The following is a 23,318-nucleotide window of genomic DNA, read 5'->3' as shown; positions in this document are numbered from 1 at the left end:
CCCGCTGTCCCGCCCGTGTGGTCAGCCTGTGGCCACGCTGTGAAAGGCCGTGCTCCGCTTGGGCAGTTCGACGGTGAAGACCGTGCGGCCGGGCGCGCTGTCCACCGTCACGCGCCCGGCGTGCGCCGCGATGACCGCGCGGACGATCGCGAGGCCGAGGCCCGTGCCGCCGGCCGCGCGGGAGCGGGAGGCGTCGCCGCGCGCGAACCGTTCGAAGACGTGCGGGAGCAGCTCCGCGGGGATCCCCGGCCCGTCGTCCTCGATCTCCAGCACCACCCGCGGCCCCCGGTCGCGCACCCGGGCGGTCACGGTGGTGCCGGGCGGCGTGTGCGTACGGGCGTTGGCGAGGAGGTTGACCAGCACCTGGTGGAGGCGGGCGGCGTCGCCGCGCACCTCGGCGGGTTCGGCGGGCAGGTCGAGCCGCCATTTGTGGCCGGGCCCGGCCGCCCGCGCGTCGCTCACGGCGTCGACGGCGAGCGGCGACAGGTCGAGGTCCGCGTGGGCGAGCGGGCGCCCGGCGTCGAGGCGCGCGAGCAGCAGCAGGTCCTCGACCAGCCCGGTCATCCGGTGCGCCTCGGACTCGATGCGGCCCAGCGCGTGCCGGGTCGCGGGCCCGGTCTCCTCGCTCCCCCGGCGGGTGAGCTCGGCGTAGCCGCGGATGGAGGCGAGGGGCGTGCGGAGCTCATGGCTGGCGTCGGCGACGAACTGCCGGACGCGCGTCTCGCTTTCCTGGCGCGCGGCCAGCGCCGAACCGACGTGCCCCAGCATCCTGTTGAGCGCCGCCCCGACCTGCCCGACCTCGGTGCGCGGATCCGCCTCGGCGCCGGGGACCCGTTCGTGGAGGGCCACCTCGCCGCTGTGCAGGGGCAGTTCGGAGACCCGGGTGGCGGTGGCGGCGACGCGGCGCAGCGGGCGCAGGGCGATGCCGACGTTCGCGGCGCCGGCGATGCCCGCGGCGACGAGCCCCGCGGCGGTGACGCAGACCTCCACCAGGACGAGCGTGTCGAGCGTGTCCTGTGCGGCGGCGGTGGGGATGCCGACGAGGTAGGACATCGTGCCGTCCCCGGAGACGACGGACATCGCGCGGAAGTCGCCCCGCCCCGGCAGGTGCACCTCATGCGGCCGCCCGTCGCGGGCGAGCCGGTCGAGGGCGGTGCGCTGCTCGGTGGTGAGCGGGTCGAGCACGGGCCGGGGGAAGCCGGTGGCGCTGACGGCCGCGTCCGCCAGCCGGCCGCCCTCGGTGACCGCGCCCACGGTCCCGATGGGCTGCCCGCCCGAGCGCAGGAACCCCAGCGGATCGGTGTCGTAAGGATCCGTGAACCGGTGCCCCCCGGGCGGCCCGGCGGCCCGCCGCGCGACATCCTTGAGCTGGGTGTCCAGCTGCCCGTAGAGGTAGCTGCGCAGCACGATGGTGGTGACCGTGCCGATGACGGCGCAGACGACGGCGACGAGCACGACGGTGGAAACGACGAGCCGCGCCCGCAACGACCGTGCGCGCTTCTCCGGACGAGCCGGAATTCCAGCCCGTGGGGGCACCTCCCAGCGGTGGCTGGGGGAGTTTGAGGACCGGGGTCTGGGGCGGAGCCCCAGTTTCGGGAAGGGGCGGGGCAGGGGAACAAACCCGCCGAGCCGCACCCGAGCACGGGTCCGGGGCGGAACCCCGGCCGCGGCGGAGCCGCGCGCCCTCACGCCACAGCCGGCTTGATCAGATAGCCCACCCCACGCCGAGTGTGAATCATCGGCTCGCGCCCCGCGTCGATCTTCCGCCGCAGATACGAGATGTAGAGCTCGACCACGTTCGCCTGCCCCCCGAAGTCGTACGACCACACCCGGTCCAGGATCTGCGGCTTGCTGAGCACCCGCCGGGGATTGCGCATCAGGAAGCGCAGCAGCTCGAACTCCGTCGCGGTCAGGTGGATCTCCGTGCCGTCCCGCGCCACCTCGTGGCTGTCCTCGTCCAGGACGAGGTCCCCGACGGTGAGCACGGAGTCCGCGCGCGGGGCCACCGTACGGGCGCGCCGCAGCAGGCCGCGCAGCCGGGCGACGACCTCCTCCAGGCTGAACGGCTTGGTGACGTAGTCGTCGCCGCCCGCCGTGAGCCCGGCGATCCGGTCCTCGACGGCGTCCTTGGCGGTCAGGAACAGCACGGGCACGTCGGAGTGTTCGCGCCGCAGCCGCCCGAGGACGGTCAGCCCGTCCATGTCGGGCAGCATCACGTCCAGGACGACGGCGTCGGGCCGGAAGTCGCGAGCGGCGCGCAGCGCCCCGGCACCGTCGGCGGCGGTCCGCACCTCCCACCCCTCGTAGCGCAGGGCGAGGCACAGCAGTTCGGCCAGCGGTGCCTCGTCGTCGACGACCAGCACCCGTACGGCACTTCCGTCGTCGTGCAGCAGTTCCGTTCGCGCGGCAGGCGAGATCGAGGTCATACGGGTGATCCTGGGCAGGCCGGCTGAGAGGCTTCTTTCGGCTCTCTGTGATTCGTCTGAGAATCCGCGGTGCCCCTTCCGTACGGTGGGGAACATGAGCACTCACCCTCCGGCCGACGGCCCCATGGCACTCCCCGCAGAGCTCGGCAGGATCGGCGTCTGGAGCGTCGAACTACGGCAGGAAGACCCCGGCCGGCTCGGCGAAATCCGGGCGGCGGCCGCGGAGTTGGAGGAGCTGGGCTACGGCACGCTGTGGGTCGGCGGCAGCCCGGACGTCACCCGTGCGGCGCACGTGCTGGAGGCGACCGAGCGCGTCCGCGTGGGGACGAGCATCATCAGCATCTGGCAGCACCCGGCCGCCCGGATCGCCGCCGCGTACGCCGCCCTCGCCCCCGCCCTGCGGGAGCGGTTCGTCGTGGGCCTGGGCGTCAGCCACCGCCACATGGTCGAGGGGTACGCGCGCCCGTACTCCGCGATGACGGCGTATCTGGACGAGCTCGACGCCGCCCCGGACGGTCCGCCCGCGGGGCGGCGGATGCTGGCCGCGCTCGGACCCCGCATGCTGCGGCTGGCCCGCGACCGGGCGGCGGGGGCCGTGCCGTATCTCGTCACGGCCGAGCACACCGCGCGGGCGCGCGAGCTGCTGGGCGAGGGCCCGCTGCTCGCCCCGGAGCTGAAGGTGGTCCTCGACGACGACCTGGACCGCGCCCGGCGGTCGGCCCGCGACTACCTCTCCTTCTACCTGCCGATGCCCAACTACACGAACAACCTGCTGCGGCTCGGCTTCACGGAGCGGGACTTCGAGGGCAACGGCAGCGACCGGCTGCTCGACGCGGTCTTCGCGCTCGGCGACGCGGCGGCGGTCCGCGCCCGGGTGGACGCCTTCCTCGCGGCGGGCGCCGATCACGTGGCCGTCCAGGTGGTCCTGGACCCGGCCCGGCGCAGGGCGGGCGAGCTCCCGCTCGCCGAGTGGCGCGCCCTCGCCGGGGCGCTGCCGCTGACCGGCTGACCGGCAGTGGCCGGGAAACGCCGCAGGCCCGGCACTCCGAAGAGTGCCGGGCCTGCGGTCTTAGTAGCGGGGACAGGATTTGAACCTGCGACCTCTGGGTTATGAGCCCAGCGAGCTACCGAGCTGCTCCACCCCGCGACGGTCGAAAGGCCGGTTCCAACAAATGTGGCACCGGTCTCTCGGCTGTGCGCTCGGCAGGATTCGAACCTGCAACCTCTTGATCCGTAGTCAAGTGCTCTATCCGTTAAGCTACGAGCGCTCGGCTTCCCGGCGGTTTTTCTTGCCGGTCGGCGTTGCGTGGACAACATTACATGAACTCCGCCGCGACGCGAAATCCATTACCCACATGCAGGCTGACCTGCAAAAACGCCCATCAGGCAAGATCACGGACGAGGCCCTGGAGCCCCTCGGTGATCGCGTCGGCGGCGGCCCGCCACCGGGAAAGACCGCCGGGAAAGCGCCAGGAAAGACCGCCGGGAAAGCAAGAGGCCCCGGCCGTCTCGGAAGACGGCCGGGGCCACACACAAGCGGAGGCGGAGGGATTTGAACCCTCGATGGGATTTAAGTCCCAAACCGCATTAGCAGTGCGGCGCCATAGACCGGACTAGGCGACGCCTCCACGCTCACCCGCGCATGCGCGAGGTGGTGCTTGCAGATGATGACACAGCCTTGCGGTCGGCCACCAATCGCTCCCTACGGTACCGGGCTTTCACCGGCTGGGGCAAAGATGTTTCCGGCGCGCAACGCGTTGCGTTCTCGGGCGTTAGAGGGGTGAAGGGTCCGGTCGGGCCCTTCCGGCCCGCCGGCCGCGCCACCGGCCCCCCGGTGCGCACGCCCGTCCCCGGTCGTCCGGCTGCCGCGCTCCCGTCGTCACCCTGGAGTTCTTCGCATGCTGCTCCGCAGGCTCGCCCTCACCGCCGCCGCCCTGGCCCCCGCGCTGCTCGCCGCCCCCGCGGTCTCGGCGGCGCCCCTCCCGCTGCCGCAGCCGGAGACCGGCGGCGACCACCTCACGGTGACCGTCAACGACGCCGGGCACCTCGACGGACGGTTCGAGCTGCGCTGCCACCCCGTCGGCGGCTCCCACCGGCACCCCGAGGAGGCGTGCGGCCAGCTCGACAAGCAGGCGCACTGGGGCAAGGACCTCTTCGCGCCCGTGCCCAGGAACCAGATGTGCACGATGATCTACAGCGGTCCGCAGCACGCCCATGTCTCCGGCCACTGGGCGGGACGGCCCGTGAACACGGACTTCAACCGGACGAATGGGTGCGAAACGGCCCGTTGGAACCGCTTCTCCGAGCTGCTCGGCAACCCGGAAGTCTCCGACGAGGACTGACAGAAGAGGCATGTCCGGCCTGCGGCGGGACGCCCCGCAACGGCCCGGGGACGACCGGTCGGCGGCCGGTCCGTACGCCCCGCCGCACGCGTCATCCGCCGTCGCGCCCGCCTCCGCAGCCCGTAGACTTCCCCTCAGTGACACGCCAGGAGGGCGCCGGAGAAGCGCGCTGCCCGTCCGGCGCAGTCTGCAAGGTTGCGGTATCCAGGGAGGAAGCGTCGTCGTGAGCAGCAGGCCATCCCGAGGCGCTGCTCGCCTCGCAGCCATACTCGACGCCCTCCCCGACGCCTTGTTGCTCGTCAACTGCAACGGCACGGTCGTCAACGCCAACCACATAGCTCTGGAGACCTTCGAGGTCCCCGGCACCGGTCTCGTGGGGCGCGGACTGCTCTCCCTGCTGCCGGACTTCGACTCCCGGCGCATCCCCGGTTCGATGCGGCTGCCCGACAGCGACGACGGCCGCACCAAGCCGACGCGGATGATCGCGCGGCGCACGGACGGTTCGCAGTTCCCCGTCGAGGTGACGAGCGCCAACCTGGAGGACGGCCGCACCCCGTACGCCGACCACTCCTCCTACACCGGTGACGAGCTGCTGATGCTCGTCGTCCGCGACCTCACAGGGACGCTCGACACCGAGGCCGAACTCGCCCGCCAGCAGCGCCAGACGGAGATGATCCTGCGCGCGGCGGCCGAGGGCGTCGTCGGCGTCGACACCGCGGGCAAGGTCGTCCTCGTCAACCCCTCCGCCGCGCAGATCCTCGGCTACCGCGCCAGCGACCTCGGCGGCCAGGAGCTGCACCCGCTCATCCATCACTCCCGCGGGGACGGCACCCCCTTCCCGTACGAGGAGTCGCCGATCGCCGACACCCTGCGGTCCGGGCGCAAGCACCGGGTGCGCGGGCAGGTGCTGTGGGCGAAGGACGGCCGCGCGGTGCCCGTCGACCTGACGACCGCGCCCGTGCGCGACGGCGACCAGCTCGTCGGCGCGGTGATGACCTTCACCGACCGCCGGGCCCACGACGCGCTGGCCGCGCGCCACGCCCAGCTGCTGGCCGTCCTGGAGACGTCGCTGCGGGGTCCGCTGGAGCAACTGCGCGGCGAGCTCGGCACCCTGGCCGACGACCCGGCCGGACAGCTGTGGCCCGAGGCGAATCAGATCCTCCATCACCTTTCGGCCGGATACGCCCGGATGTCGACCCTTGTCGACAATGTCCTGGCCTATCAGCGGCTGGACGCGGGCGAGACCAGGCTGACCAAGGAGGCCGTCCCGCTCGACGAGGTCGTGGCGGCCGGTGTCGAGGGCGCGATCGAGCTGATCGGTCCGGGGCGCGCGCAGTTCGCGGTGCACGCCCCCGCGATCGAGGCGGAGGTCGACGCGGAGCGGTTCGCGCAGGCGCTGGCGCATCTGATCGCCGATGTGGCGGGCGTCGACGCGACGGGCAACACCTCCGCCCCCGCCGCTTCCGGCTCCGGGGATTCGACGATCGTCGTCGCGGCGGCACAGCGCGGCGAGGTCGTGCGCATCGAGGTGCGCGGCCCGTACGCGGGCGGCGACCCGGTCCACGGGCCGATCGTGCGCGGCATCGTCCGCGGGCACGGCGGTGTGCTCCAGACCCATGACATGCCGGGAGCGGGCGGCAGCGCCTATGTCCTGGAGGTGCCGGTCTCCGCGGAGGCCGGGCCGGTGACCGCCTCGCCCGAGCGGTGGGCGGCCATGGACACGATGAACGCGACGACGGTCATGCCGGTGCCCGCGCAGCGGGCCCGTGGCACGGCGGCGTCGGAGCCCCCGTCCGGGGCGAACGCCAAGGGCGAGGGCGCGGAGCAGCGGCCCGAGCCCCAGCCGACCGGGCGGCGCCGGGCGCGCCCCCGCGCGGACGAGGAACAGGCCGCGACGACGGACGGCCGCCACGGGCAGGGCACCGAGGGTGCCGGGCTCGTGCCGCCGCAGGGCACGCCCGCGCCGACCGGGCGGCGCGCCCGGCGGGAGCAGCGCCCCCCGGAGACCGAGGCCCCGCGCACGGCCTTCGCGCTGCCGCCCGCGGAAGCGGACCGCACGCCCGACCCCACGGCCCCGGCACCGACCGGCCGCCGCGCGCGGCGAGGCGTCGCGGAGGCGCCGGAACGCCCCATCCCGGGCCAGGCGAACGCCGAACCGGACCTTCCCCGCACCGCGTTCGCCCTCCCCCCGGCCCCGGCGACGCCGCCGGCCGAGGAGAAGGGCTCCCCGGCCGGCACGGACGACATGCGGCAGGCCGTGGCGGTCCCGCCGGCTCCCGAGCCGGGCCGGACCGCGGCGTTCGTGACGGGGACCGGCGACGCGCCGGTTCGGCCGGACACCTACCCCGCGCAGGGCGGTACGGCCCCGGCGGGCGTCCCGCAGCAGGGCGCCACGACCGCACCCGCGACACCGGGCCAGCCGGGCGGCTACCCCGGCGGCGCACCCACGGCCCCGCACCGAAGCGGGCCCGAGCACCTTTCCGCACCTCACGGCGCGGCCACGACAGGTGCACCCCACCAAGGCGGGACCACGGCCTTCCTGGCCGCAGGCGGCGACGCCGCGCCGGGCACCACGGCAGCGGCGGGCGTCCCGCAGCAAGCTCGGCACGAGCACCCCTCCGCGCCTGGCGGCATCGCCACGCCCGCGGCCCCGGGGCAGCCCGGTGGCGGCGCACCGAGCGGACCCGCGCCGTACGCCCCCGAAGGCGGCCCCGGGGCGGGCACCGCGGCGTTCCTGACCGACCCGGACCAGGGGCCCGCGACAGGCGGAACGGCCGCGCCCGCGGCCGTCGGCCGGAGCGGACCCGCGCCGGGCGCCACGACCGCACCCGCGACACCGGGTCGGCCGGGCGGCTACCCCGGCGGCGCGCCCACGGCCCCGCACCAGGGCCGGCCCGAGGGCCGTCCCGCGCCGGGCGCCACGACCGCACCCGCGACACCGGGCCAGCCGGGCGGCTACCCCGGCGGCGCACCCACGGCCCCGCACCGAAGCGGGCCCGAGCACCTTTCCGCACCCCGTGGCGCGGCCACGACGGCTGCACCGCACCAAGGCGGGACCGCGGCCTTCCTGTCCGGGGACCGCGACGCCGCGCCGGGCGGCACGGCCACGGCGGGCACCCCGCGGCAGGCCCGGCCCGAGCACCCTTCCGCGCCGTACACCGCCGCGGGCGACCCGGACCAGGGGCCCGCGACGGGCGGAGCGGCAGCACCGTTCGCGGCCGCAGGCAGCCCGAATGCGGCCCGGCCCGAGCACCCTTCCGCCCCTGACGGCATCGCCATGCCCGCGGCCCCGGGGCAGCCCGGTGGCGGCGCACCGAGCGGCCCCGGAGCGGGCACCGCGGCGTTCCTGGCCGACCCGGGACAGGGGCCCGCTCCGTTCGCGGTGGCAGGCGGCTCGAACACGACGGACGCACCGCACCCGGTCCGGCCCGAGGCGGGCTCCGCGCATCAGGGCCGCCCCGGAGGCCACCCCGCACCGGGCGCCGCGGGCACGCCCGTTGACGGCGTCCCCGGCGGCGCGGCCCCGGTTCCAGGCGGGCCGAGCGCCTGGCCCGCGCCGGGTGGTACGGCAACGGCGGGCACCCCGCGGCAGGATCAGCCCCGGACGGGCCCGGCGACGGGCGACGCGGCCACGCCCGCGGTTCCGGGAGGACCGGGCGCGCACCCCGCACCCGACAACGCGAGCGCGCCCGTTGAAGGTGCTCCCGGGCGCACGGGCGCCCACCCCACCGCTCCGCACCAGGACCGCCCCGCACCCGGCGGTACGGCACAAACCGGAGCCCCCGCCCAAGCGGCAAGCGCTCCCGTCGACCCGGCCGCCGCGGCCGTGAGCAGGGTTCAGCAGCAGGCGCGCCCTGTCGCGGCGAGCGAGCCCGACGGTGCCGCCACCGCCATGGACGACACCCCGCACCAGGGCCTGCCCAAGGTGCCCGGCGGCGCGCCGTACGGCTCCGCGCACCCTCAGGACGCGGACGCGCCCGGCGGCGAGGTCCGCCCCGGCGGTGCCGCGCACCCCGATCCCCACGCGGACGCCGCCGCTCCCACCGGCCGCCGCCGCGCGCGGCGCGCGCTCGCCGAGGAGCCTGGGGCGGCCGCGCCGCAGGGCGAGGCGGCCCGGCCCATCAGCGTCCGTACGCTCGGCCAGGGGCCCGGCGGCGGGGAGACGCCCCCCGGCGGCACGCCCGTCGGTTCGGGCAGGCGCCGCAAGCTGGGCAACCCCTCCGAGGAGGAGCGCCAGACGCACACCCCGTCGGCCGCGACCGCACGCCCGCAGGCACCCGGCGCGCCGCAGGGCCGCGCGTTCGCCATAGGGGCCCCGGACGAGGGCACGGAAGGACCCGAGCCGCTCGACGGCCCGAACGGCGCGGTCGAGGTCGTGGGCGCGCCGCGCCCCCCGATGGACGACGAGCTCCCGCCGGAGCCGCTGGACAACCCCCGCCGGCTCCTCGTCTGGCCCGCCCCCGACGCCTCCACCCAGACGGCGCTCACCGAACGCGGCTACCGCCCGGTGATCGTGCACTCGCGGGAAGAGGTGGACGCGCAGATAGCGGCTTACCCGGCCGCGCTGTTCGTCGACCCGCTGACCGGCCCGATCACCCGGACCGCGCTCCAGTCGCTGCGCGAGGCGGCCGGCGCGGCGGAGGTCCCGGTGCTGGTGACGGCCGGTCTGGGGCAGGCGACGAAGGAAGCGGCGTACGGGGCGGACCCGGCCGTGCTCCTCAAGGCCCTCGCCCCGCGCGACAGCGAGATGCACCCCTCACGCGTCCTCCTGATCGAGGAACAGGAGCCGATCGCCGACGCGCTGGCGGCGACCCTGGAACGGCGCGGCATGCAGGTGGCCCGCGCGGCGACCGACGCGGACGCGGTGACCCTCGCCGCCGAACTGCGCCCGAACCTCGTCGTCATGGACCTCATGCAGGTACGCCGCCGCCGCGCGGGCATCGTCGACTGGCTCCGCGCGAACGGCCTCCTGAGCCGCACGCCGCTGGTCGTCTACACGTCCGCGGGCATGGACCCGACGCAACTGGCGATGCTCGCGGCGGGTGAAACGGTGCTGTTCCTGGCGGAACGCTCGACAAGCGCGGAGGTTCAGGGGCGGATCGTGGACTTGCTCTCGAAGTTGGGCTGATTTCAGCCCGTCCGGCGTTTGAGGACGCTCCCGCAGGGAGCTCCCGCCGCAGGCGCAGCGGACCCGCAGCCGGGGGCCCGGGGCACGAGCCCCGGTTCGGGAAGGGGCGGGGTGGGGAAAAAGCCCGCCGCAGGCGGAAGCAACCCGCACCCATCACCGCCGCCCCCACCCCACCCCGTACACCCCCGACCGCACCCCGACCAACTCGTCCCGCGGCGCCTCGAACCCCCTCAGCAACCGCAACGGGTCGAAGCGGGGCGTCACCCCCACCCCCACCGCGTCCAGCATGAGTTCACCCAGATCGACCGACCGATCGGCAGACGTCGACCACACCCGCGTCGGATCGTGCAGCACACCCAGATCATCCGCCCCGGGAAACCGCGCGACCAGCCGGAATCCGGAAGGCAGCCGCCCCGCGAGCCCTCGCGTCAGATAGTCCGCCGGCCGGGCGAGCGCCTCTTCGCGGGAGAGCGGTTCGAGAGGCCACCAGGGCTCCCAGCCGAGGCGCGCCCACCTCAACCGCCCGTTCTCGCCCACCAGCCCGAACGTGTGCACGGCGTGATACGTCACACCCGTGAAGCTGTCCGCGGGCCGTGCCTCCTCGGCGAGGGCCATGGCCGTGGCCGCTTCCGGGTGATGTGCGGCGAACTCGGAAACAGCGGCGGGATCACCGGAGTTGGTGGCCCGCAGGAACTCCAGCATGTCCGGGGCGTTGCGGACGAAGAAGACCGGCAGGGTGAAGGCCAGGAGGTCCATGTCCTGCCCGGGGCCGACGTGGAAGCGGACGGCGAGACCCTGGTCGCCGGGTTCACCGTCATGGCCGCCGAGCGTGCTGGAGAAACGGGCAGTGACCGGCACGGACGGGCCGGCGAAGAGCGCCGCCGCGCTGAGCTCACCCGATTCGGCGGTCGGGGTGAAGCGGCCGGTGGCCAGAACACCGCGGGCGTGCAGGAGCCGGTCGCGGGAGGCGTCGCCGCCGACCGCCGCGGCCACGTCGTCAAGAAGGGAATCGGCAGATGCAGAGGTGCGCATGCGGCGCACGCTAGGGCCCGCGCGCGGAGGGCGGATCCGTCACCGTATCCGTACCCCCACAACGGAATTGGCCGTTCCGCCCCGTGTCGGGCCGTGAGATTCCCCATGGATTTCCGTCCCCGGGATCTGAAATGGCCCCTTATAGGATCTCCAGCAAATGACGCTGTACGGACGGCACCAGGAAAAGACAGAGCTCGACCGCGTCCTCACCGGGGCACGCGAGGGCACGGGGGCGGGACTGGTGCTCTGGGGGGACCCCGGCATCGGCAAGACCGCGCTGCTGGAGTACGCGACCGCCTCCGCCACCGACTTCACCGTGCTGAGCTGCCGCGGCACCCGCATGGAATCCGGGCTCGCGTTCGCCGCGCTGCACGAACTGCTGTGGCCCGTCGTGGACCGCATCGGCACCCTCCCCGCACCGCAGGCCGCCGCGCTGCGCCGTGCGCTCGGCCACAGCGCCGACGCCCCCGACCGCTTCCTCATCGGCGCCGCCGTCCTCACCCTGCTCTCCGAACTCGGCGGCGAGCAGCCGATCCTGCTGGTCGCCGACGACGCCCAGTGGCTGGACGCGCCCACCGTCGAGTGCCTCTGCTTCGTCGTGCGCCGCCTGCGCACCGAGCCCGTCGCCCTGTTCCTCACCTCCCACGCCGACCCGGCCACCGGCCCCTGGGCGCAGCTCCCCGCGCTGGAGCTCGGCGGCCTCGACGACGCCGACGCGCGCCTCCTCGCGGCCGCCGCGACGCCCTCGGCCGGGGAGCCGCTCCTCGCCCGCACCGTCCGCACGGCGGGCGGCAATCCGCTGGCCCTCCAGGAGCTGCCGGGCGCGCTGGAGGCCGCCGGGCCGTCCGCACCCGGCGAGCGCGTCGCCGTCGGGCCGCGGCTGCGGCGCGCCTTCAACGCCCGCGTCGAGGCGCTCGGCCCCCGCACCCGCACCCTGTTGCTGCTCGCCGCCGCCGAGGAACGCGGCGAGCGCTGGGCCCTGCGCGAGGCGGCCGGCGCCCTCGGCGTCGGCACGGCCGCCTGGGACGAGGCGCTCCGCCACGGCCTCCTCGACACGCACGGCGACCGGGTCCGCATCCGCCACCCGTTCGTACGGACCGTGGTCTACGAGGAGGCGCCCTTCACCGAACGGCAGGCCGTGCACCGGGCCCTGGCCCGCGTGCTCGCCGGAGCCGGCGAGGACGCCGACGAGCTGCGCGCCTGGCATCTGGCCTCCGCCTGCGACGGGCCGGACGAGGACGTCGCCTCGCTCCTGGTCGCCGCCGCCGACCGGGCCTGGGCGCGCGGCGGTTGCGCGTCCGCCGCGCAGATCCTGCGCCGCGCCGCCGAGCTGTCCCCCTGCCCCGACGAGGCGGCGGTCCGGCTGGCACGCGGTGCGCGCGCCGCGTGGGAGGCCGGCCAGGTGCCCGCCGCGAGGGAGTTGCTGGCGCGGGCGACGCACCTGTCCTCCGAGGACGCCGTCGCGGAGCTCAGCGGCGGCCTGCGCGGACTGATCGAGTTCGGGCACGGCGACCAGAGGACGGCCCACCGCCACCTCATGCGCGACGTGCGCGCCGTCTCCCGGCCCGTGAAGAAGCTCGAACTGGCCACCATGGCCGTACGCGCCGGCTGGACCGCGGGCGCGCCCGCCCTCCACGCCGCCGCCCTCGACGTGCTCACCGCCCTCCCCGACGTGCCGCCCCTCGTCGGCTGGTGGCGGGAGGACGGCGCCCCGCCCGCCCTCACCGAGGACACCGTCGCCCGGCTCGGCGCCAGTAGCTGGCGCCTCATCCCGCCCGCGTCGCTCGGCGTGGCCTGGGGTGCGGAGGAGGCCCTCGCCGAGGCGTTCCGGCGGAAGATCGCAGAGTTGCGGCGCACGGACGCGGCCACCGCCATCGTCCTGACCGTGCCGCAGACCGCCACCCTCGACGCCGTGCGCGGCCGGTGGGCCGACGCCACCGCCGACGCGACCGAGGCCCTCCGCCTCTCCGAGGAGATCGGCGCCGATCACGCGGCCACGCAGTGCCGCAGCGTCCTGGCCTGGCTCGCCGCCCTGCGCGGCGACGAGGAGACGGTCGTGGCCCTGACCGACCGCACGCTGGAGCTGTCCGTGCCACGCGGCGTACGGGCCCTCACCGCCGCCGCCTACTGGAGCCGCGGCCAGGCCGCGCTGCACGCCGGGCGCGCGGACGAGGCCCTCCAGTGGCTGTCCCCGATCACCGAACCGGGCCACGTCGCCGCGCACGGCACGTTCGCCCTGCTCGCGGCCGCGGACACGGCTGAGGCGGCCGTACGGGCCGACCGCCCGGACGCCGCCCTTCCGCACGTACGGCTGCTGTCCCGGTGGGCCGACCGTACGGGCACGGCCTGGGCGAGGGCCGCCGCGCACCGCTGCGAGGCCCTCCTCACCGAGGATCCGGCGGCGAAGGGGTCCCACTTCCTGCTCGCCCTGGAGGGCATGGCGGCCCGCCCCTTCGACCAGGCCCTCACCCGCCTCCTCTACGGCGAGTGGCTCCGCCGCGCCCGCCTCCGCACGGAGGCACGCGTCCAACTCGCCGAAGCGGCTGAGACGTTCCGCCGCCTGGGCGCCCCGACCTTCCTGGAACGCGCCCTCCACGAACAAGAACTCACCGGCCAACAACTACGCCGCTCCACCACCCCCGGAATCTCCCTCACCCCCCAGGAACTCCGCGTCGCCCGCCTGGCGGCGGACGGCCTCACGAACCGCGAGATAGCGGCGCAATTGCTGATCAGCCCCCGAACGGTGGGCCACCACTTGTCGAACGTCTTCCCCAAGGTGGGGATAACGTCGCGGGCGGATCTGGCACGGGTGGATTTCGACAACGGCTTGCGCTTGACGTAGTAACGGGGCCTTCCCGTGGTCCCGGGTGCGCAAAATCCAGCCCGTCCGGCGTTTGAGGACCGGGGTCTGGGGCGGAGCCCCAGTTTCGGGAAGGGGCGGGGTGGGGAAAAAGCCCGCCGCAGGCGCAACCGGCCCGCAGCCGAAGGCCCGGCATCGCCCACCCGCCGCAAGGGCCCGGCGGCACCCCCTCAGATGCGCGCAGCAATACGCTCCGCCACCGCGATAACCGTCAAATTCGCGGCAGCGGACGGCACATCAGGCAAAATAGACGCATCCACAACCCGCAGCCCACTAACCCCCCGCACCAACCCCACCGCATCAGTAACCGCCGCCGGATCCCCCTCCGCCCCCATAGGCGCCGTGGACGTCGGATGGTGATACGTATCGAGAGTGGAAAGCATCACCTCCTCGACCACCCCCGCCCCAGGATTGAGCTCCGACACGATCAACGAAGCAAGCGGCTCCCTGGCCCCGATCCGCCGCGCCAACGCAATCCCCTCCGCCAATCGCCGCCGATCCACCGGTTCCGCAAGGAAGTTGAGATCGATGCGCGGCGCGGCCGAGGGATCGCGGCTGGTGAGCGTGAGCGTCCCCTGCGAGGCGGGCCGTACGAGGGCCACGGCGAGCACGAAGCCGACACCGGTCGGGCTGCTCGCGTGGTCGAAGAGATGGGTGGCCGTGATGTGCAGGTCCAGCTCGCCCTCCGCCGCCTCGGAACTCGCGGTCCACACCTTCGCGCCGATGACGGGCGTGCCCGCGCCGATCCGGTCGGGGTCGGCGGCGTAGGCGTTGTAGAAGAAGGGGTGGTCCTGGAGCCGCAGCCCGACCGGCAGGTCGGCGACGACGGGGATGCCGAGGGCGGCGAGATCGTCGGCGGGGCCGATGCCGGAGCGCAGCAGGGCGGCGGCGCTGCCGTACGTCCCGGCGGAGAGGATCACCTCGCCCGCCGCCAACTCGGTACCGTCCGCGAGGAGTACGCCCACGGCGCGCGTGCCGTCGAAAAGGACGCGATCCACCAGGGCGTCACCACGGATGGTGAAGTTCTCCCGGGCCCGGACGTCGGCCGTCAGATAGGCCATGCCGGTGTTGACGCGCACGCCGTCGCGGACGTTCATCGGGTACGGGCCGACGCCATCGGGGCGGGCGCCGTTGAAGTCGTCGGTGGCCCGGACCCCTTCCGCGCGCGCCGCGTCGACGAAGGCGCGCTGCATGGTGCTGATGTCGTCGCGGCCGAGCTGGGTGACGGGCAGCGGGCCCGTACGCCCGTGCAACTCGTCCGCACCGGCCGCCGTCGCCTCCAGGGCCTTGAACGCGGGCAGCAGCTCCTCGTACGACCATCCCTTGAGCCCACGCTCCGCCCAGCGAGCGAAATCAGACGGCAGGGCGCGCACGGCGACAGAACCGTTCACAGCGGAACTCCCCCCGAGCACCTTCCCGCGGAACGCGTCGACAGAATGCCCGATGTACCCGGGCTCGGAGCGATACCCCCAGTCGTGCCCGGTCCAGCCCCCGAGCCGACTGCTGTCGGCGACGGCTTCCGGATATCCGTCCGGCGCATACACCGGCCCCGCTTCCAGAAGCAGCACGGTGCGATCGGCGTTCTCACTCAACCGAGCAGCAAGCACGGCCCCTGCGGAGCCGCCGCCGACGATAAGGATGTCGAAAATGGGCATGCCCAAAGCCTCGCCGCGGCGCGATCAACACGGATCGGTCACCGTATCGGTCGACCGGGCTTCTCTGGAGCGGTCACTGGCTATAGCCGCGCATTGAAAGGGGGCGCCCGATGACGGGACGCCCCCGGAAGCCGTCTCTACGGGAGCGGATCACCGCTGTGATCCGAGAACTGTGGAGGTGGTCGCGAGGGAAGTGACCGGAGGCTTGATCAATAAGCCTCCGGCCGGAACTTGCTTCCGGTTGGCCCTCGCTGCGGATATTGCCCATCCGTGGCGGGGGCCTTTACATCTACGTCCAGCCGTCGATACTTCCCCGGGGGCGACCAGACGCTTCCCAGCCTAGCGCGCACGCATCCCGACCGGGCAGCCTTCCCGACAACAGAGTGTCGCGGCCACCCGACGGCAGGCCGGCTCAGCCCGCCCCGACCGCCAGCAGGCCGAGCCGTGATTCCAGCCACGCCGGCAGGTCCAGCAGCCGGACCCCCTCCTGCTCCTCCGGGTCCGTCCGCGCGACCACGCACACCATGTCCTCGGAGCCGCTGTTCACCGGCATGTGCGGGGTGTCCGCGGGGATGTGGATGTAGTCGCCCGCCCGCAGCACCACATGCTCGGCCAGGCCCTCCCCGTGCCACACCTCGACCTGGCCCGATTGAATGAATATGGCCGATTCATGGCCCTCATGAAGATGCGGACGCCCCCGGGTCCCCGCGGGCATCACCAACCGGTGCAGGCACAGCCGCTCCGACCCCGCCGACTGGGCACTGATGCCCGCCCCGAACGTACCGCCCTGGATTCCCTCGTACTCTCCGGTACGGACCACCGTGCACTGCTTCTGATCAGCCATGCGCGCAGTACAACAGGCCATCCCTGGTCGCTGGATCACTTCTCGCCAGGGGCTGCACACTCGTGCGGGCGAACTTTTCTCGTACAGGGCTTGCGAAGCTCTGGGCAGGTCTAGCGTGCGCGGGGACCATGAGGGTACGTAGCGTGAGGTGAGCCCCAATGCTGATGCGCGGCATTGCCAACCCGCCGGTGTCATGGCGGTACTGCGGCGATCAACTCAAGTCCTGGCGAGCGATCGCGGGCGTCAGCCGCGAGGACCTGGCCAGAGAGTCCAACTACGGTGTGGAGACCATCAAGTCGATGGAACAGGGGCGCCGCAAACCGTCGCGGCGCGTGCTCGAAGTCGCGGACCAGATGTGCGGGGCGCAGGGGTTGTTGCTCGCGGCGTGCCCGTACCTTCAGCCGGAGCCGGTGACCCCACAGGCGCCGGGTTTCTTGGCTGCCGAAGCCGAAGCGGTCGCCCTGCATAATTTTGAACTGCTCCTCATTCCGGGTCTGTTGCAGACAGAGGAGTACGCGAGGACGCTCATGATGTCGAACATGCCTCCCATCGCCGAGGAGGCCGTCGAGAGTGGCGTCACGCATCGCATGCAGCGACAGAAGCGGCTGGATGAGCCGACCACACTGTTCAACTTCGTGATTTTCGAGGCCGCTCTCCGCACCATTCTCGGTGGGCCCGAGGCGATGAAGCGACAGCTGCGCCACCTGCTGGAGGCCGGCAAGAGGCGCAATGTGTTCATCCAGATCCTGCCTGCCGGGCAAGGGTACTTCCCAGGCATGACCGGGGCGTTCACGATGGTGGAAGACCCGGAAGGTGAGCACCTCGTCTTCACGGAGTGCCAGGGAACCTCTCAGCTGGACTGCGACAGCGAGCGGGTCAACAAGATGGCGAAGCGCTACGCCATGCTCCGCATGCAGGCGCTGAGCGAGGAAGCGTCAAGGACATTCATCAGCGAATTGCTGGAGGAGCTATGACAGATGCATCGCTGTGGTTCAAATCCAGCTACAGCAGCGACCAACCCAACCAGACGTGCGTCGAAGTCGCGAACCGCTCGCACACCATCCACGTCCGAGACTCGAAGCTCGGGCGTAGCCCCCAACTCGCCATACCCGCCCACGCCTGGGCGGATTTCATAACCTACGCGTCCGCCGGGGCTTGAGCTTCGGGGGACGGGCGTCGAGATCCGAGCGACTTGACCAAGGAATGGGTGGAAGGCTGAACCCACCCACCCTCCCAACTCCCGCGTACCACAAGTCGTATGACTTTAGGTAGTCGAGTGGCGACAGCGCGCGCAGGGTGTGTAGCGTGCGCAGCAACAAACAACCCCCGCCGGTGCTACCAACACCGAACGGGGGTCTGACCACCTAGATCGTTAAGGGCGATCCACATGGCTGCTGCCAACCTTAGTGCCCCCATGGCCCCCGCGGGATACGGGAAGCGCTCCGCGCCCGACCAGAAGCCGCGCCGCAAGGACGACTTCGCTCATCTGCCCGCACGCGAGGCGTCGATCGCGGCGTACATCGACCGCCTGCCCGACGGCGCGGCGATCGACGTGAAGACCCTCTCTAAGGAGCTGGCGGCGTACGGCCAGCAGGCCGTACGCACGGCCCTCAACGCGCTGGCCAGGGCTGGTCACCTGTTCCGCAGGCGCGAGACGGTCGGGGACGGCCGTACGCAGTGGGTGTTCCGTACGTACTTCTCGCGCACCGCGCGGAACGAGTCGTGGTGGAAGCGCTTCCTGCGCGGGGACGTACCCGCCCCCGTGGCGGCGGAGGAACCGCCACCGGCCGCGTACAAGATCCTGGCCGACGTGGGCCGCACGGACCCCCGCATGAGCCTCTCCGCGAGGGAATGCGCCCAACTCGAACCACTCGCGAACGAATGGCTGACCAGGGGCGCGACCGAGGCGGAACTCGTACGCGCCCTCACGACGGGCCTACCGCCGGAGGGCGTCCACTGCCCGGGCGCGTTCGCCCGCACCCGCCTGGAAGCGAAACTCCCCCCGGTACGGACCCGCACCCCGTCCCCGGAACCGCCACCCCTCCTCACCGAATGCAAGGGCTGCGGCGCCCCGGGCCGCGCCCTACCGGACGGCCGCTGCCGCGCCTGCCGCGACGAAGACCCGCACGAAAGCTGGCTGGGCGAGGCGTTCGACGAGGAATTCCACCGCCGGGTGGAATCCGTACGCGCGGGCATCACCAAATCCGCCCCGAGCCCCCGCCCGTACCGGGCCGGGTCATGTCCCTTGTAGGACACCGTCCGCTCAGCTCTTCCGCTCACCCAGGACACAGAATTCGTTGCCCTCCGGGTCGAGGAGGGTCACCCAGTGCTGCTCGTCCTGCACGGTGCCGGCGCGCCGGGCACCGAGGGAGAGCAGCCGGGCGACCTCGGCCTCCTGGTCGTCGGGGCGGAAGTCGGGGTGGAGCCGGTTCTTCGACGTCTTGCCCTCGGGGACAGGCACGAAGAGCAGCCCCGGCATCCGGTCCGGCTCGGGCCGGATCTCGATGATCTCTTCGGATTCGTCGACCACTACCCAGCCGAGAGCCTCGGCCCACCAGCGCCCGAGGGCGATGGGGTCGGAGGAGTCGACGATGATCTGTTCCCATTCGAGTGCCATGGGCGTGAGCATAAACAGGGTCGGCTGGCCGCCAGGGCTGGGGGTGACTGCCGTCGACCGCTGGTCCGGTGTGCGGATCGTGTCCCCCAGATCGGTGTAGTGGCGCGATGCGGTAGCAGCAAGTCGCGAGAAGTGATCGCTGCTACACCACTCCAGCGGACACCACCCCGGGCCGGGTAGTGACGCTCCAAGGGCCTCATGCGATGCGGTGTTCCCATCGCAGATCCGGCTCGTCCCCGATCCAGTAGGCATGCGTCCGGTCGGACACTCGGAGACGCACTGAGCCGATGTCCGGCCGCCGGGCGCCCTGCCAGGCGACCAGTGCTCGCTCGATGTCATCCCAGAGGGCGACCGGCCCGCCCTGTCGTACCACCCAGCCGTCCCCGTCGTCGGCCAAGGCCGCGAACGACTCGCGGTGCGTATCGAACAGGTACACCCTCTGACCGCCGTCGTCGGCTACCACGCGGGTCAACTGGACGCCGGGGGCGGCGAGCTGGGCGAGGAAGGCGGGCATCCACTCTTCCAGCAGCTGCGGCACGACAACCGTCCGGCGCTCGGTGTCGGCGTACGCGGCACGGGCCGACAGGTCCCCGGCGAGGGGTGCCACGGCCTGCGAGCGGGCGGGCATGAAGGAGGAACGGCCGATGATCCGGCCCTCGGCGGTGCCGTCGCCGTTCACGGTGACCTTGGCCAGCCCGGTGCCGTACGACCAGAAGCCGACCGTGGCCAGGATGATGCCGCCGGGCTTGGCCTGACGAACCCAGGTGTAGGGGATGCGGTGGACCGCACAAGTAGCGATCACCCGGTCGTACGGCGCACGGTGGGGATGACCGAGCAGACCGTCCCCGGTGACCGTCCAGGTCGAGTACCCGGACTTCTCCAGCGCGGCGTCGGCGCGGGCGGCGACCTCGGGGTCCACCTCGACGGTGGTGATGTTGTCCTCGCCGAGCCGGTGGCACATGAGCGCGGTCGAGTAACCCGTGCCCGTGCCGATCTCCAGCACCGACTGGCCCTCCTGGGCGTCCAGGGCCTCGATCATGCCGACCACGGTCGCAGGGATCGTGGACGAAGAGGTCGGAAAGCCCCGCACCGGCTCGGCGACCCGGTCGGCCGTCAGGTGATTGTCGAGCTGGGTGACGAGCGACTGGTCGCTGTAGGCGATCTCCACCCATTCCTCGGGGTCGGTACCGTCGGCGGTCACGGGCCGCCACAGACCGTCGTCGGTGGGCAGGAACACCCCGGGCCGCAGGAACATCTCCCGGGGCACGGCCTCGACCGCCGCCCGCCACTCGGGGGACACCAGGTCACCGCCGGCGTGGAGACGGTCGGCGAGCGCGCGGCGCTCGGCCTCGGTGTCCATGCCGGTGTCGGACGAAGTCATGGTCCTCCTCGCGTCAGCAGGTCGGCGAAGGCGGCGGCCAGCTCCAGCCCCGTGTGGTCCTCCAGCCAACCCCATTGGCCGTTCGGATTCAGCTCGAGCCAGTGGAGGTCCCCCTGACGATCGACGCACAAATCGAAGCTGCCGGAAGCCGGCCCGAAGTGCCGCAGGTAGTCGATCAGCGCCTTCTCCAGCCCGGATGGCAGCTCGGTCACGCTGCAGGACAGCGCGTCGTAGTCCTCGCGCCAGTCCAGCAGGCCGGAGTCGATCCGGACCGCGAATACCTTCTCGCCGATCACCACCACCCGCAGGTCGGCGACCTTGTCCACGCGCGCCTGGAACAGGTGGGGCGTTGCCCTGACACTCTCGTCCAGCTCGTCGGCGGTCACCGGCTCGGTCCAGGTGGTCAGGCCGGTGTCGCCCCGCCGGTACGGGGTCCACCGCAACACCTTGTAGACCACCTCGCCGTGGGCGGCGATGAACGCGCGCACCGCGTCCAGGTCGTTGGAGACGAGGGTGGGCGGCACGGTGAGGCCGAGGCGCTGTGCCATGGCGAGCTGGAGCGGCTTGTGTTCGGCCTCGAAGTTCCTGAGCGGGTGGTTGACGTACAGGCAGCCCGGCAGCGCGTACAGGACACCGCCGAGCCCGTGCCGGACCTGAGCGGTGGCAAAACGCGCGTCCGCCTCGTCCAGGTGCTCGAAGGCGGGCCAGGTCGGTCGCCGCCAGTACACCGAGCGGATGTTCGCGAGGTCCGCGGCCCGTGAGGGGGTGCGGACCTGACCGTCCGGTGTGGCCGGGCAGGTACCGAACCGGGCCGAGACCGCCAGGCCCTCGCCGATGTCGGCGGGATTGAACCTGACCACCGGCACATCGCGCCGGTTGAGTTCGGTGATGACCATGTCGGCGGTCCGATCGTCCGCTTCAGTGGCCACCATCCCCGGTCCCCGGTCCACGGCCATCAGTCCTGTTCGCTGTCCTGGTCGTGGTCGGTGTCGTTGCGGCTGTCCAGATTGGTGCTCTGCGGCTGGGTCTCGGTGCCCTTGCTGGTGCCGTGCTTGCCCATCTCCACCACGTGTCCCGCACGGTCGCGGAACACGCCGGTCTGGGTGTCCGGGTCGATGGTGACGGTGGCGTACGGCTGCCGGCAGGTCGCCGGATAGGGGCGCATCCGGCTGATGCCCCAGGGGCGGAGAGCGGTCTCCTGCATGGGAATCTCCCGTGTGTCGTTCGGACAGGCCGTCTTGCCTCCTGCGCCCACGCGTGAGCGCACGCCGGACAAGTGTGGGCGTTGGGCGGCCCGTGGTGAAGACGGCACCGAGGCCGGGCCGGGCGGGGCAACGAGGGCACGGGTCAGAACGCAAGGGCTGCGGCGCCCCGGGCCGCGCCCTACCGGACGGCCGCTGCCGCGCGTGCCGCGACGAAGACCCTCACGAAAGCTGGCTGGGCGAGGCGTTCGACGAGGAATTCCACCGCCGGGTGGAATCCGTACGCGCGGGCATCACCAAATCCAGTCAGCCGACGTAGTCGTCCTGCGCGGCGATCTTGCCCTCGCGCAGCCGCAGGACCGTGCAGAAGGAGGCGGCGACCGGCTCCCCGGCCGGGGGCAGGGCCGGCACGGCCCCGGAGCTGGTGCCCGCGAAATCGGTCTCGAGGGCGATGAGGTCCCCGTCGGCGGTGATCCGCTTGACGGTCAACTTCCGGTCGGGAACGGCGCCCGCGTACTCGCGGATGTGGCCCACGAAGGCATCCCGGCCCGTGAAGGCGATCCGGTAGGCCCTGACGGTGTAGGCGACATCGTCGGTGTACATCTCCCCGAACCGGCCGAAGTCCTGGTCGTTGTAGGCACTCACCCACTCGTGGGCGAGCTTTTCGGCGTCCGCGTGAATCTTGTTGCTGGTCATGACTGCTGGCCTCTCTGCGCCCTCGGGAAGTCGTACGGAGAGGTTCACACGCATATAGGTCGATTCAGGTCCTATATCCCGCGAGTCGCCAATTTGCTCCAGCCGCTACGCGCGCCTGCGGCACTGGAACACCGCGGTCCTGGACAACACCGCACCACCCGCGACCGGCTGCGAAGGCTCCGCGGGATCACCCCGCAGGAGTGACAACCAGCCGCAGCGCGGCCGCGCGGTCGCGGGCGTCGAGGGCGTCGATCAGGGCGGCGTGGCGGTCGTAGAGCGCGTGCAGGGTGTCGGCGTCGGCGGTGCGGACGAAGGGCTCGATGACGGCCAGCAGGCCGTCGTACAGCGAGCGCAGCATCGCGCTGGGGCCGATCGCGGCCAGGCGGGTGCGCAACTGCCGTTCGGCCCGCTCCTCGCCGTGGGCCTCGTAGGCCCCCAACTCGGCATGGGCCGCGCCGCGTTGAAGCTCGTCACCGAGAAGGCCGTGATCAAGCCGGTCTCGTACACGTACTACGAGACCCAGGCGGAGTCGGTCGGCGTCCAGCTGCAGGTCGCCGAGGCCGCCATGAAGATCGACACCGCCCATCTGCACGCGCACCGCGCCGCCGCCGACCTCGACACGGCCGCCGCGCGCGGCACCACCCTCGACGTACTGACCAGGGCCCGGGTGCGCGCCGACTCCGGACACGCCATCGAGAACCTCCTGTCCGCCATCGGCACCCTGCTCAATGTGCACGGCGCCGGGGCCTTCGCGGATGCCAGTGCGTTGCAGCGGATCTGGCGCGACGCGAGTGTGGCGGGGCGGCATGCGGCGTCGATACCGGCGGTGGGCATGGAGGTCTACGGGAAGGTGCTGCTCGGGGTCGAGGAGCGGATCACTCCGTTCGTGTGACCGGCACCGGGAGGCCGCCCGACGGCGGCCCCCGACCTCACGCCAACCGGCTACCCGGCACCCGGCTCTTCGAGTCGGCGAAGCTCCCAACCGGGCTGGAATCACAGCACATATGCAGTTCCCACCACTCAATGAATTCCCGATGACCGGCTCCGAAAACGACACATGGATGGACTTGGCATCGCCCCTCACATTCATCACATTTAACCGCCGTATGAGTGAACTGCGTGTGGGCTCTCTATC

General features: G+C 72.7%; 19 protein-coding genes and 3 tRNA genes. 8 read left to right on the top strand and 14 right to left on the bottom strand.

What is annotated here, in order from left to right:
- Nucleotides 1-21: 21 nt before the first annotated feature.
- Together DXZ73_RS22965 and DXZ73_RS22960 are read right to left on the bottom strand one after the other, a co-directional pair.
- Nucleotides 22-1,536: a sensor histidine kinase gene (locus DXZ73_RS22965; RefSeq protein ID WP_116212968.1), complete on the bottom strand. Its 1,515-nt coding sequence runs from the start codon at nucleotides 1,534-1,536 to the stop codon at nucleotides 22-24.
- Nucleotides 1,537-1,685: 149 nt separating this feature from the next.
- Nucleotides 1,686-2,426: a response regulator transcription factor gene (locus DXZ73_RS22960; RefSeq protein ID WP_162890290.1), complete on the bottom strand. Its 741-nt coding sequence runs from the start codon at nucleotides 2,424-2,426 to the stop codon at nucleotides 1,686-1,688.
- A 94-nt stretch (nucleotides 2,427-2,520) separates the two neighbouring features.
- Here DXZ73_RS22960 and DXZ73_RS22955 point away from each other — a divergent pair, with 94 nt between their 5' ends.
- On the top strand, nucleotides 2,521-3,435 hold the full coding sequence (locus DXZ73_RS22955) for a TIGR03620 family F420-dependent LLM class oxidoreductase (RefSeq protein ID WP_240351449.1): 915 nt from the start codon (nucleotides 2,521-2,523) through the stop codon (nucleotides 3,433-3,435).
- 64 nt (nucleotides 3,436-3,499) lie between these two features.
- On the opposite strand, the gene DXZ73_RS22950 is transcribed toward DXZ73_RS22955, so the two are convergent.
- From DXZ73_RS22950 to DXZ73_RS22940, 3 genes are all read right to left on the bottom strand, one after another.
- A tRNA-Met gene (locus DXZ73_RS22950) sits at nucleotides 3,500-3,573 on the bottom strand.
- Between the two features lie 48 nt (nucleotides 3,574-3,621).
- A tRNA-Arg gene (locus DXZ73_RS22945) sits at nucleotides 3,622-3,694 on the bottom strand.
- 269 nt (nucleotides 3,695-3,963) lie between these two features.
- Nucleotides 3,964-4,054, bottom strand: a tRNA-Ser gene (locus DXZ73_RS22940).
- A 270-nt stretch (nucleotides 4,055-4,324) separates the two neighbouring features.
- On the opposite strand from DXZ73_RS22940, the gene DXZ73_RS22935 reads away from it, so the two are divergent.
- Nucleotides 4,325-4,768, top strand: coding sequence for an SSI family serine proteinase inhibitor (locus tag DXZ73_RS22935; protein WP_116212965.1), 444 nt, complete (start codon nucleotides 4,325-4,327; stop codon nucleotides 4,766-4,768).
- A 223-nt stretch (nucleotides 4,769-4,991) separates the two neighbouring features.
- Nucleotides 4,992-9,896 carry a PAS domain-containing protein gene (locus tag DXZ73_RS22930; protein WP_240351448.1) on the top strand — a complete coding sequence of 1,635 codons (4,905 nt, stop codon included), beginning with the start codon at nucleotides 4,992-4,994 and terminating at the stop codon, nucleotides 9,894-9,896.
- 153 nt (nucleotides 9,897-10,049) lie between these two features.
- Here DXZ73_RS22930 and DXZ73_RS22925 read toward each other — a convergent pair whose 3' ends face one another.
- Nucleotides 10,050-10,928 (bottom strand): catalase, encoded by an 879-nt coding sequence (locus DXZ73_RS22925; protein ID WP_116212963.1) that lies wholly within the window; start codon nucleotides 10,926-10,928, stop codon nucleotides 10,050-10,052.
- 157 nt (nucleotides 10,929-11,085) lie between these two features.
- Between DXZ73_RS22925 and DXZ73_RS22920 the strand changes: the two genes are divergently transcribed.
- Nucleotides 11,086-13,770, top strand: a complete 2,685-nt coding sequence (locus DXZ73_RS22920; RefSeq protein WP_116212962.1) for an AAA family ATPase — start codon at nucleotides 11,086-11,088, stop codon at nucleotides 13,768-13,770.
- Nucleotides 13,771-13,958: 188 nt separating this feature from the next.
- Here the strand turns inward: DXZ73_RS22920 and DXZ73_RS22910 are convergent, their stop codons facing one another.
- The gene (locus DXZ73_RS22910; protein ID WP_116212960.1) at nucleotides 13,959-15,443 is read right to left on the bottom strand and encodes a GMC family oxidoreductase; all 1,485 of its coding nucleotides are present in this window, start codon (nucleotides 15,441-15,443) and stop codon (nucleotides 13,959-13,961) included.
- A gap of 412 nt (nucleotides 15,444-15,855) precedes the next feature.
- The gene (locus DXZ73_RS22905) at nucleotides 15,856-16,287 is read right to left on the bottom strand and encodes a cupin domain-containing protein (protein WP_116212959.1); all 432 of its coding nucleotides are present in this window, start codon (nucleotides 16,285-16,287) and stop codon (nucleotides 15,856-15,858) included.
- A 158-nt stretch (nucleotides 16,288-16,445) separates the two neighbouring features.
- Here DXZ73_RS22905 and DXZ73_RS22900 point away from each other — a divergent pair, with 158 nt between their 5' ends.
- From DXZ73_RS22900 to DXZ73_RS38280, 3 genes are all read left to right on the top strand, one after another.
- Nucleotides 16,446-17,261: a helix-turn-helix domain-containing protein gene (locus tag DXZ73_RS22900; RefSeq protein WP_240351447.1), complete on the top strand. Its 816-nt coding sequence runs from the start codon at nucleotides 16,446-16,448 to the stop codon at nucleotides 17,259-17,261.
- The gene (locus tag DXZ73_RS22895; protein WP_116212958.1) at nucleotides 17,258-17,446 is read left to right on the top strand and encodes a DUF397 domain-containing protein; all 189 of its coding nucleotides are present in this window, start codon (nucleotides 17,258-17,260) and stop codon (nucleotides 17,444-17,446) included. The genes DXZ73_RS22900 and DXZ73_RS22895 overlap by 4 nt, the downstream gene beginning before the upstream one ends.
- Nucleotides 17,447-17,674: 228 nt before the next feature.
- Nucleotides 17,675-18,538, top strand: coding sequence for a hypothetical protein (locus DXZ73_RS38280; protein ID WP_162890289.1), 864 nt, complete (start codon nucleotides 17,675-17,677; stop codon nucleotides 18,536-18,538).
- A 12-nt stretch (nucleotides 18,539-18,550) separates the two neighbouring features.
- Here DXZ73_RS38280 and DXZ73_RS22885 read toward each other — a convergent pair whose 3' ends face one another.
- The 6 genes from DXZ73_RS22885 to DXZ73_RS22860 form a co-directional block, all read right to left on the bottom strand.
- Nucleotides 18,551-18,904 (bottom strand): VOC family protein, encoded by a 354-nt coding sequence (locus DXZ73_RS22885; protein WP_205519207.1) that lies wholly within the window; start codon nucleotides 18,902-18,904, stop codon nucleotides 18,551-18,553.
- Between the two features lie 196 nt (nucleotides 18,905-19,100).
- Nucleotides 19,101-20,285, bottom strand: a complete 1,185-nt coding sequence (gene tgmC, locus DXZ73_RS22880) for an ATP-grasp peptide maturase system methyltransferase (protein WP_240351446.1) — start codon at nucleotides 20,283-20,285, stop codon at nucleotides 19,101-19,103.
- Complete coding sequence (gene tgmB / locus DXZ73_RS22875) at nucleotides 20,282-21,217, bottom strand: ATP-grasp ribosomal peptide maturase (RefSeq protein WP_240351445.1); 936 nt, start codon at nucleotides 21,215-21,217, stop codon at nucleotides 20,282-20,284. The genes tgmC and tgmB overlap by 4 nt, the downstream gene beginning before the upstream one ends.
- A gap of 23 nt (nucleotides 21,218-21,240) precedes the next feature.
- Complete coding sequence (gene tgmA, locus DXZ73_RS22870) at nucleotides 21,241-21,489, bottom strand: putative ATP-grasp-modified RiPP (RefSeq protein ID WP_116212953.1); 249 nt, start codon at nucleotides 21,487-21,489, stop codon at nucleotides 21,241-21,243.
- A 304-nt stretch (nucleotides 21,490-21,793) separates the two neighbouring features.
- Nucleotides 21,794-22,183, bottom strand: coding sequence for a nuclear transport factor 2 family protein (locus DXZ73_RS22865; protein WP_162890288.1), 390 nt, complete (start codon nucleotides 22,181-22,183; stop codon nucleotides 21,794-21,796).
- Between the two features lie 187 nt (nucleotides 22,184-22,370).
- Nucleotides 22,371-22,622, bottom strand: coding sequence for an FCD domain-containing protein (locus tag DXZ73_RS22860; RefSeq protein WP_116215776.1), 252 nt, complete (start codon nucleotides 22,620-22,622; stop codon nucleotides 22,371-22,373).
- Between DXZ73_RS22860 and DXZ73_RS22855 the strand changes: the two genes are divergently transcribed.
- On the top strand, nucleotides 22,602-23,075 hold the full coding sequence (locus DXZ73_RS22855) for a hypothetical protein (RefSeq protein ID WP_240351444.1): 474 nt from the start codon (nucleotides 22,602-22,604) through the stop codon (nucleotides 23,073-23,075). The genes DXZ73_RS22860 and DXZ73_RS22855 overlap by 21 nt on opposite strands.
- The last annotated feature ends 243 nt before the right edge of the window (nucleotides 23,076-23,318 follow it).

The organism is Streptoverticillium olivoreticuli subsp. olivoreticuli (assembly GCF_003391135.1).
Lineage (GTDB): Bacteria > Actinomycetota > Actinomycetes > Streptomycetales > Streptomycetaceae > Streptomyces > Streptomyces blastmyceticus.
Note: the sequence above shows the minus strand (reverse complement) of the source record. Positions and strands in the feature narration are given on the sequence as shown.

Bases quoted from the DNA above. Each gene is read 5' to 3' on its own strand.
- DXZ73_RS22955 (WP_240351449.1), top strand. From the start codon at position 2,521: ATGAGCACTCACCCTCCGGCCGACGGCCCCATGGCACTCCCCGCAGAG.
- DXZ73_RS22885 (WP_205519207.1), bottom strand. From the start codon at position 18,904: ATGGCACTCGAATGGGAACAGATCATCGTCGACTCCTCCGACCCCATC.
- DXZ73_RS22920 (WP_116212962.1), top strand. From the start codon at position 11,086: ATGACGCTGTACGGACGGCACCAGGAAAAGACAGAGCTCGACCGCGTC.
- DXZ73_RS22900 (WP_240351447.1), top strand. From the start codon at position 16,446: ATGCTGATGCGCGGCATTGCCAACCCGCCGGTGTCATGGCGGTACTGC.
- DXZ73_RS22895 (WP_116212958.1), top strand. From the start codon at position 17,258: ATGACAGATGCATCGCTGTGGTTCAAATCCAGCTACAGCAGCGACCAA.
- DXZ73_RS22925 (WP_116212963.1), bottom strand. From the start codon at position 10,928: ATGCGCACCTCTGCATCTGCCGATTCCCTTCTTGACGACGTGGCCGCG.
- DXZ73_RS22935 (WP_116212965.1), top strand. From the start codon at position 4,325: ATGCTGCTCCGCAGGCTCGCCCTCACCGCCGCCGCCCTGGCCCCCGCG.
- DXZ73_RS22910 (WP_116212960.1), bottom strand. From the start codon at position 15,443: ATGCCCATTTTCGACATCCTTATCGTCGGCGGCGGCTCCGCAGGGGCC.
- tgmA (WP_116212953.1), bottom strand. From the start codon at position 21,489: ATGCAGGAGACCGCTCTCCGCCCCTGGGGCATCAGCCGGATGCGCCCC.
- DXZ73_RS22905 (WP_116212959.1), bottom strand. From the start codon at position 16,287: ATGGCTGATCAGAAGCAGTGCACGGTGGTCCGTACCGGAGAGTACGAG.
- tgmC (WP_240351446.1), bottom strand. From the start codon at position 20,285: ATGACTTCGTCCGACACCGGCATGGACACCGAGGCCGAGCGCCGCGCG.
- DXZ73_RS22960 (WP_162890290.1), bottom strand. From the start codon at position 2,426: ATGACCTCGATCTCGCCTGCCGCGCGAACGGAACTGCTGCACGACGAC.
- tgmB (WP_240351445.1), bottom strand. From the start codon at position 21,217: ATGGTGGCCACTGAAGCGGACGATCGGACCGCCGACATGGTCATCACC.
- DXZ73_RS38280 (WP_162890289.1), top strand. From the start codon at position 17,675: ATGGCTGCTGCCAACCTTAGTGCCCCCATGGCCCCCGCGGGATACGGG.
- DXZ73_RS22865 (WP_162890288.1), bottom strand. From the start codon at position 22,183: ATGACCAGCAACAAGATTCACGCGGACGCCGAAAAGCTCGCCCACGAG.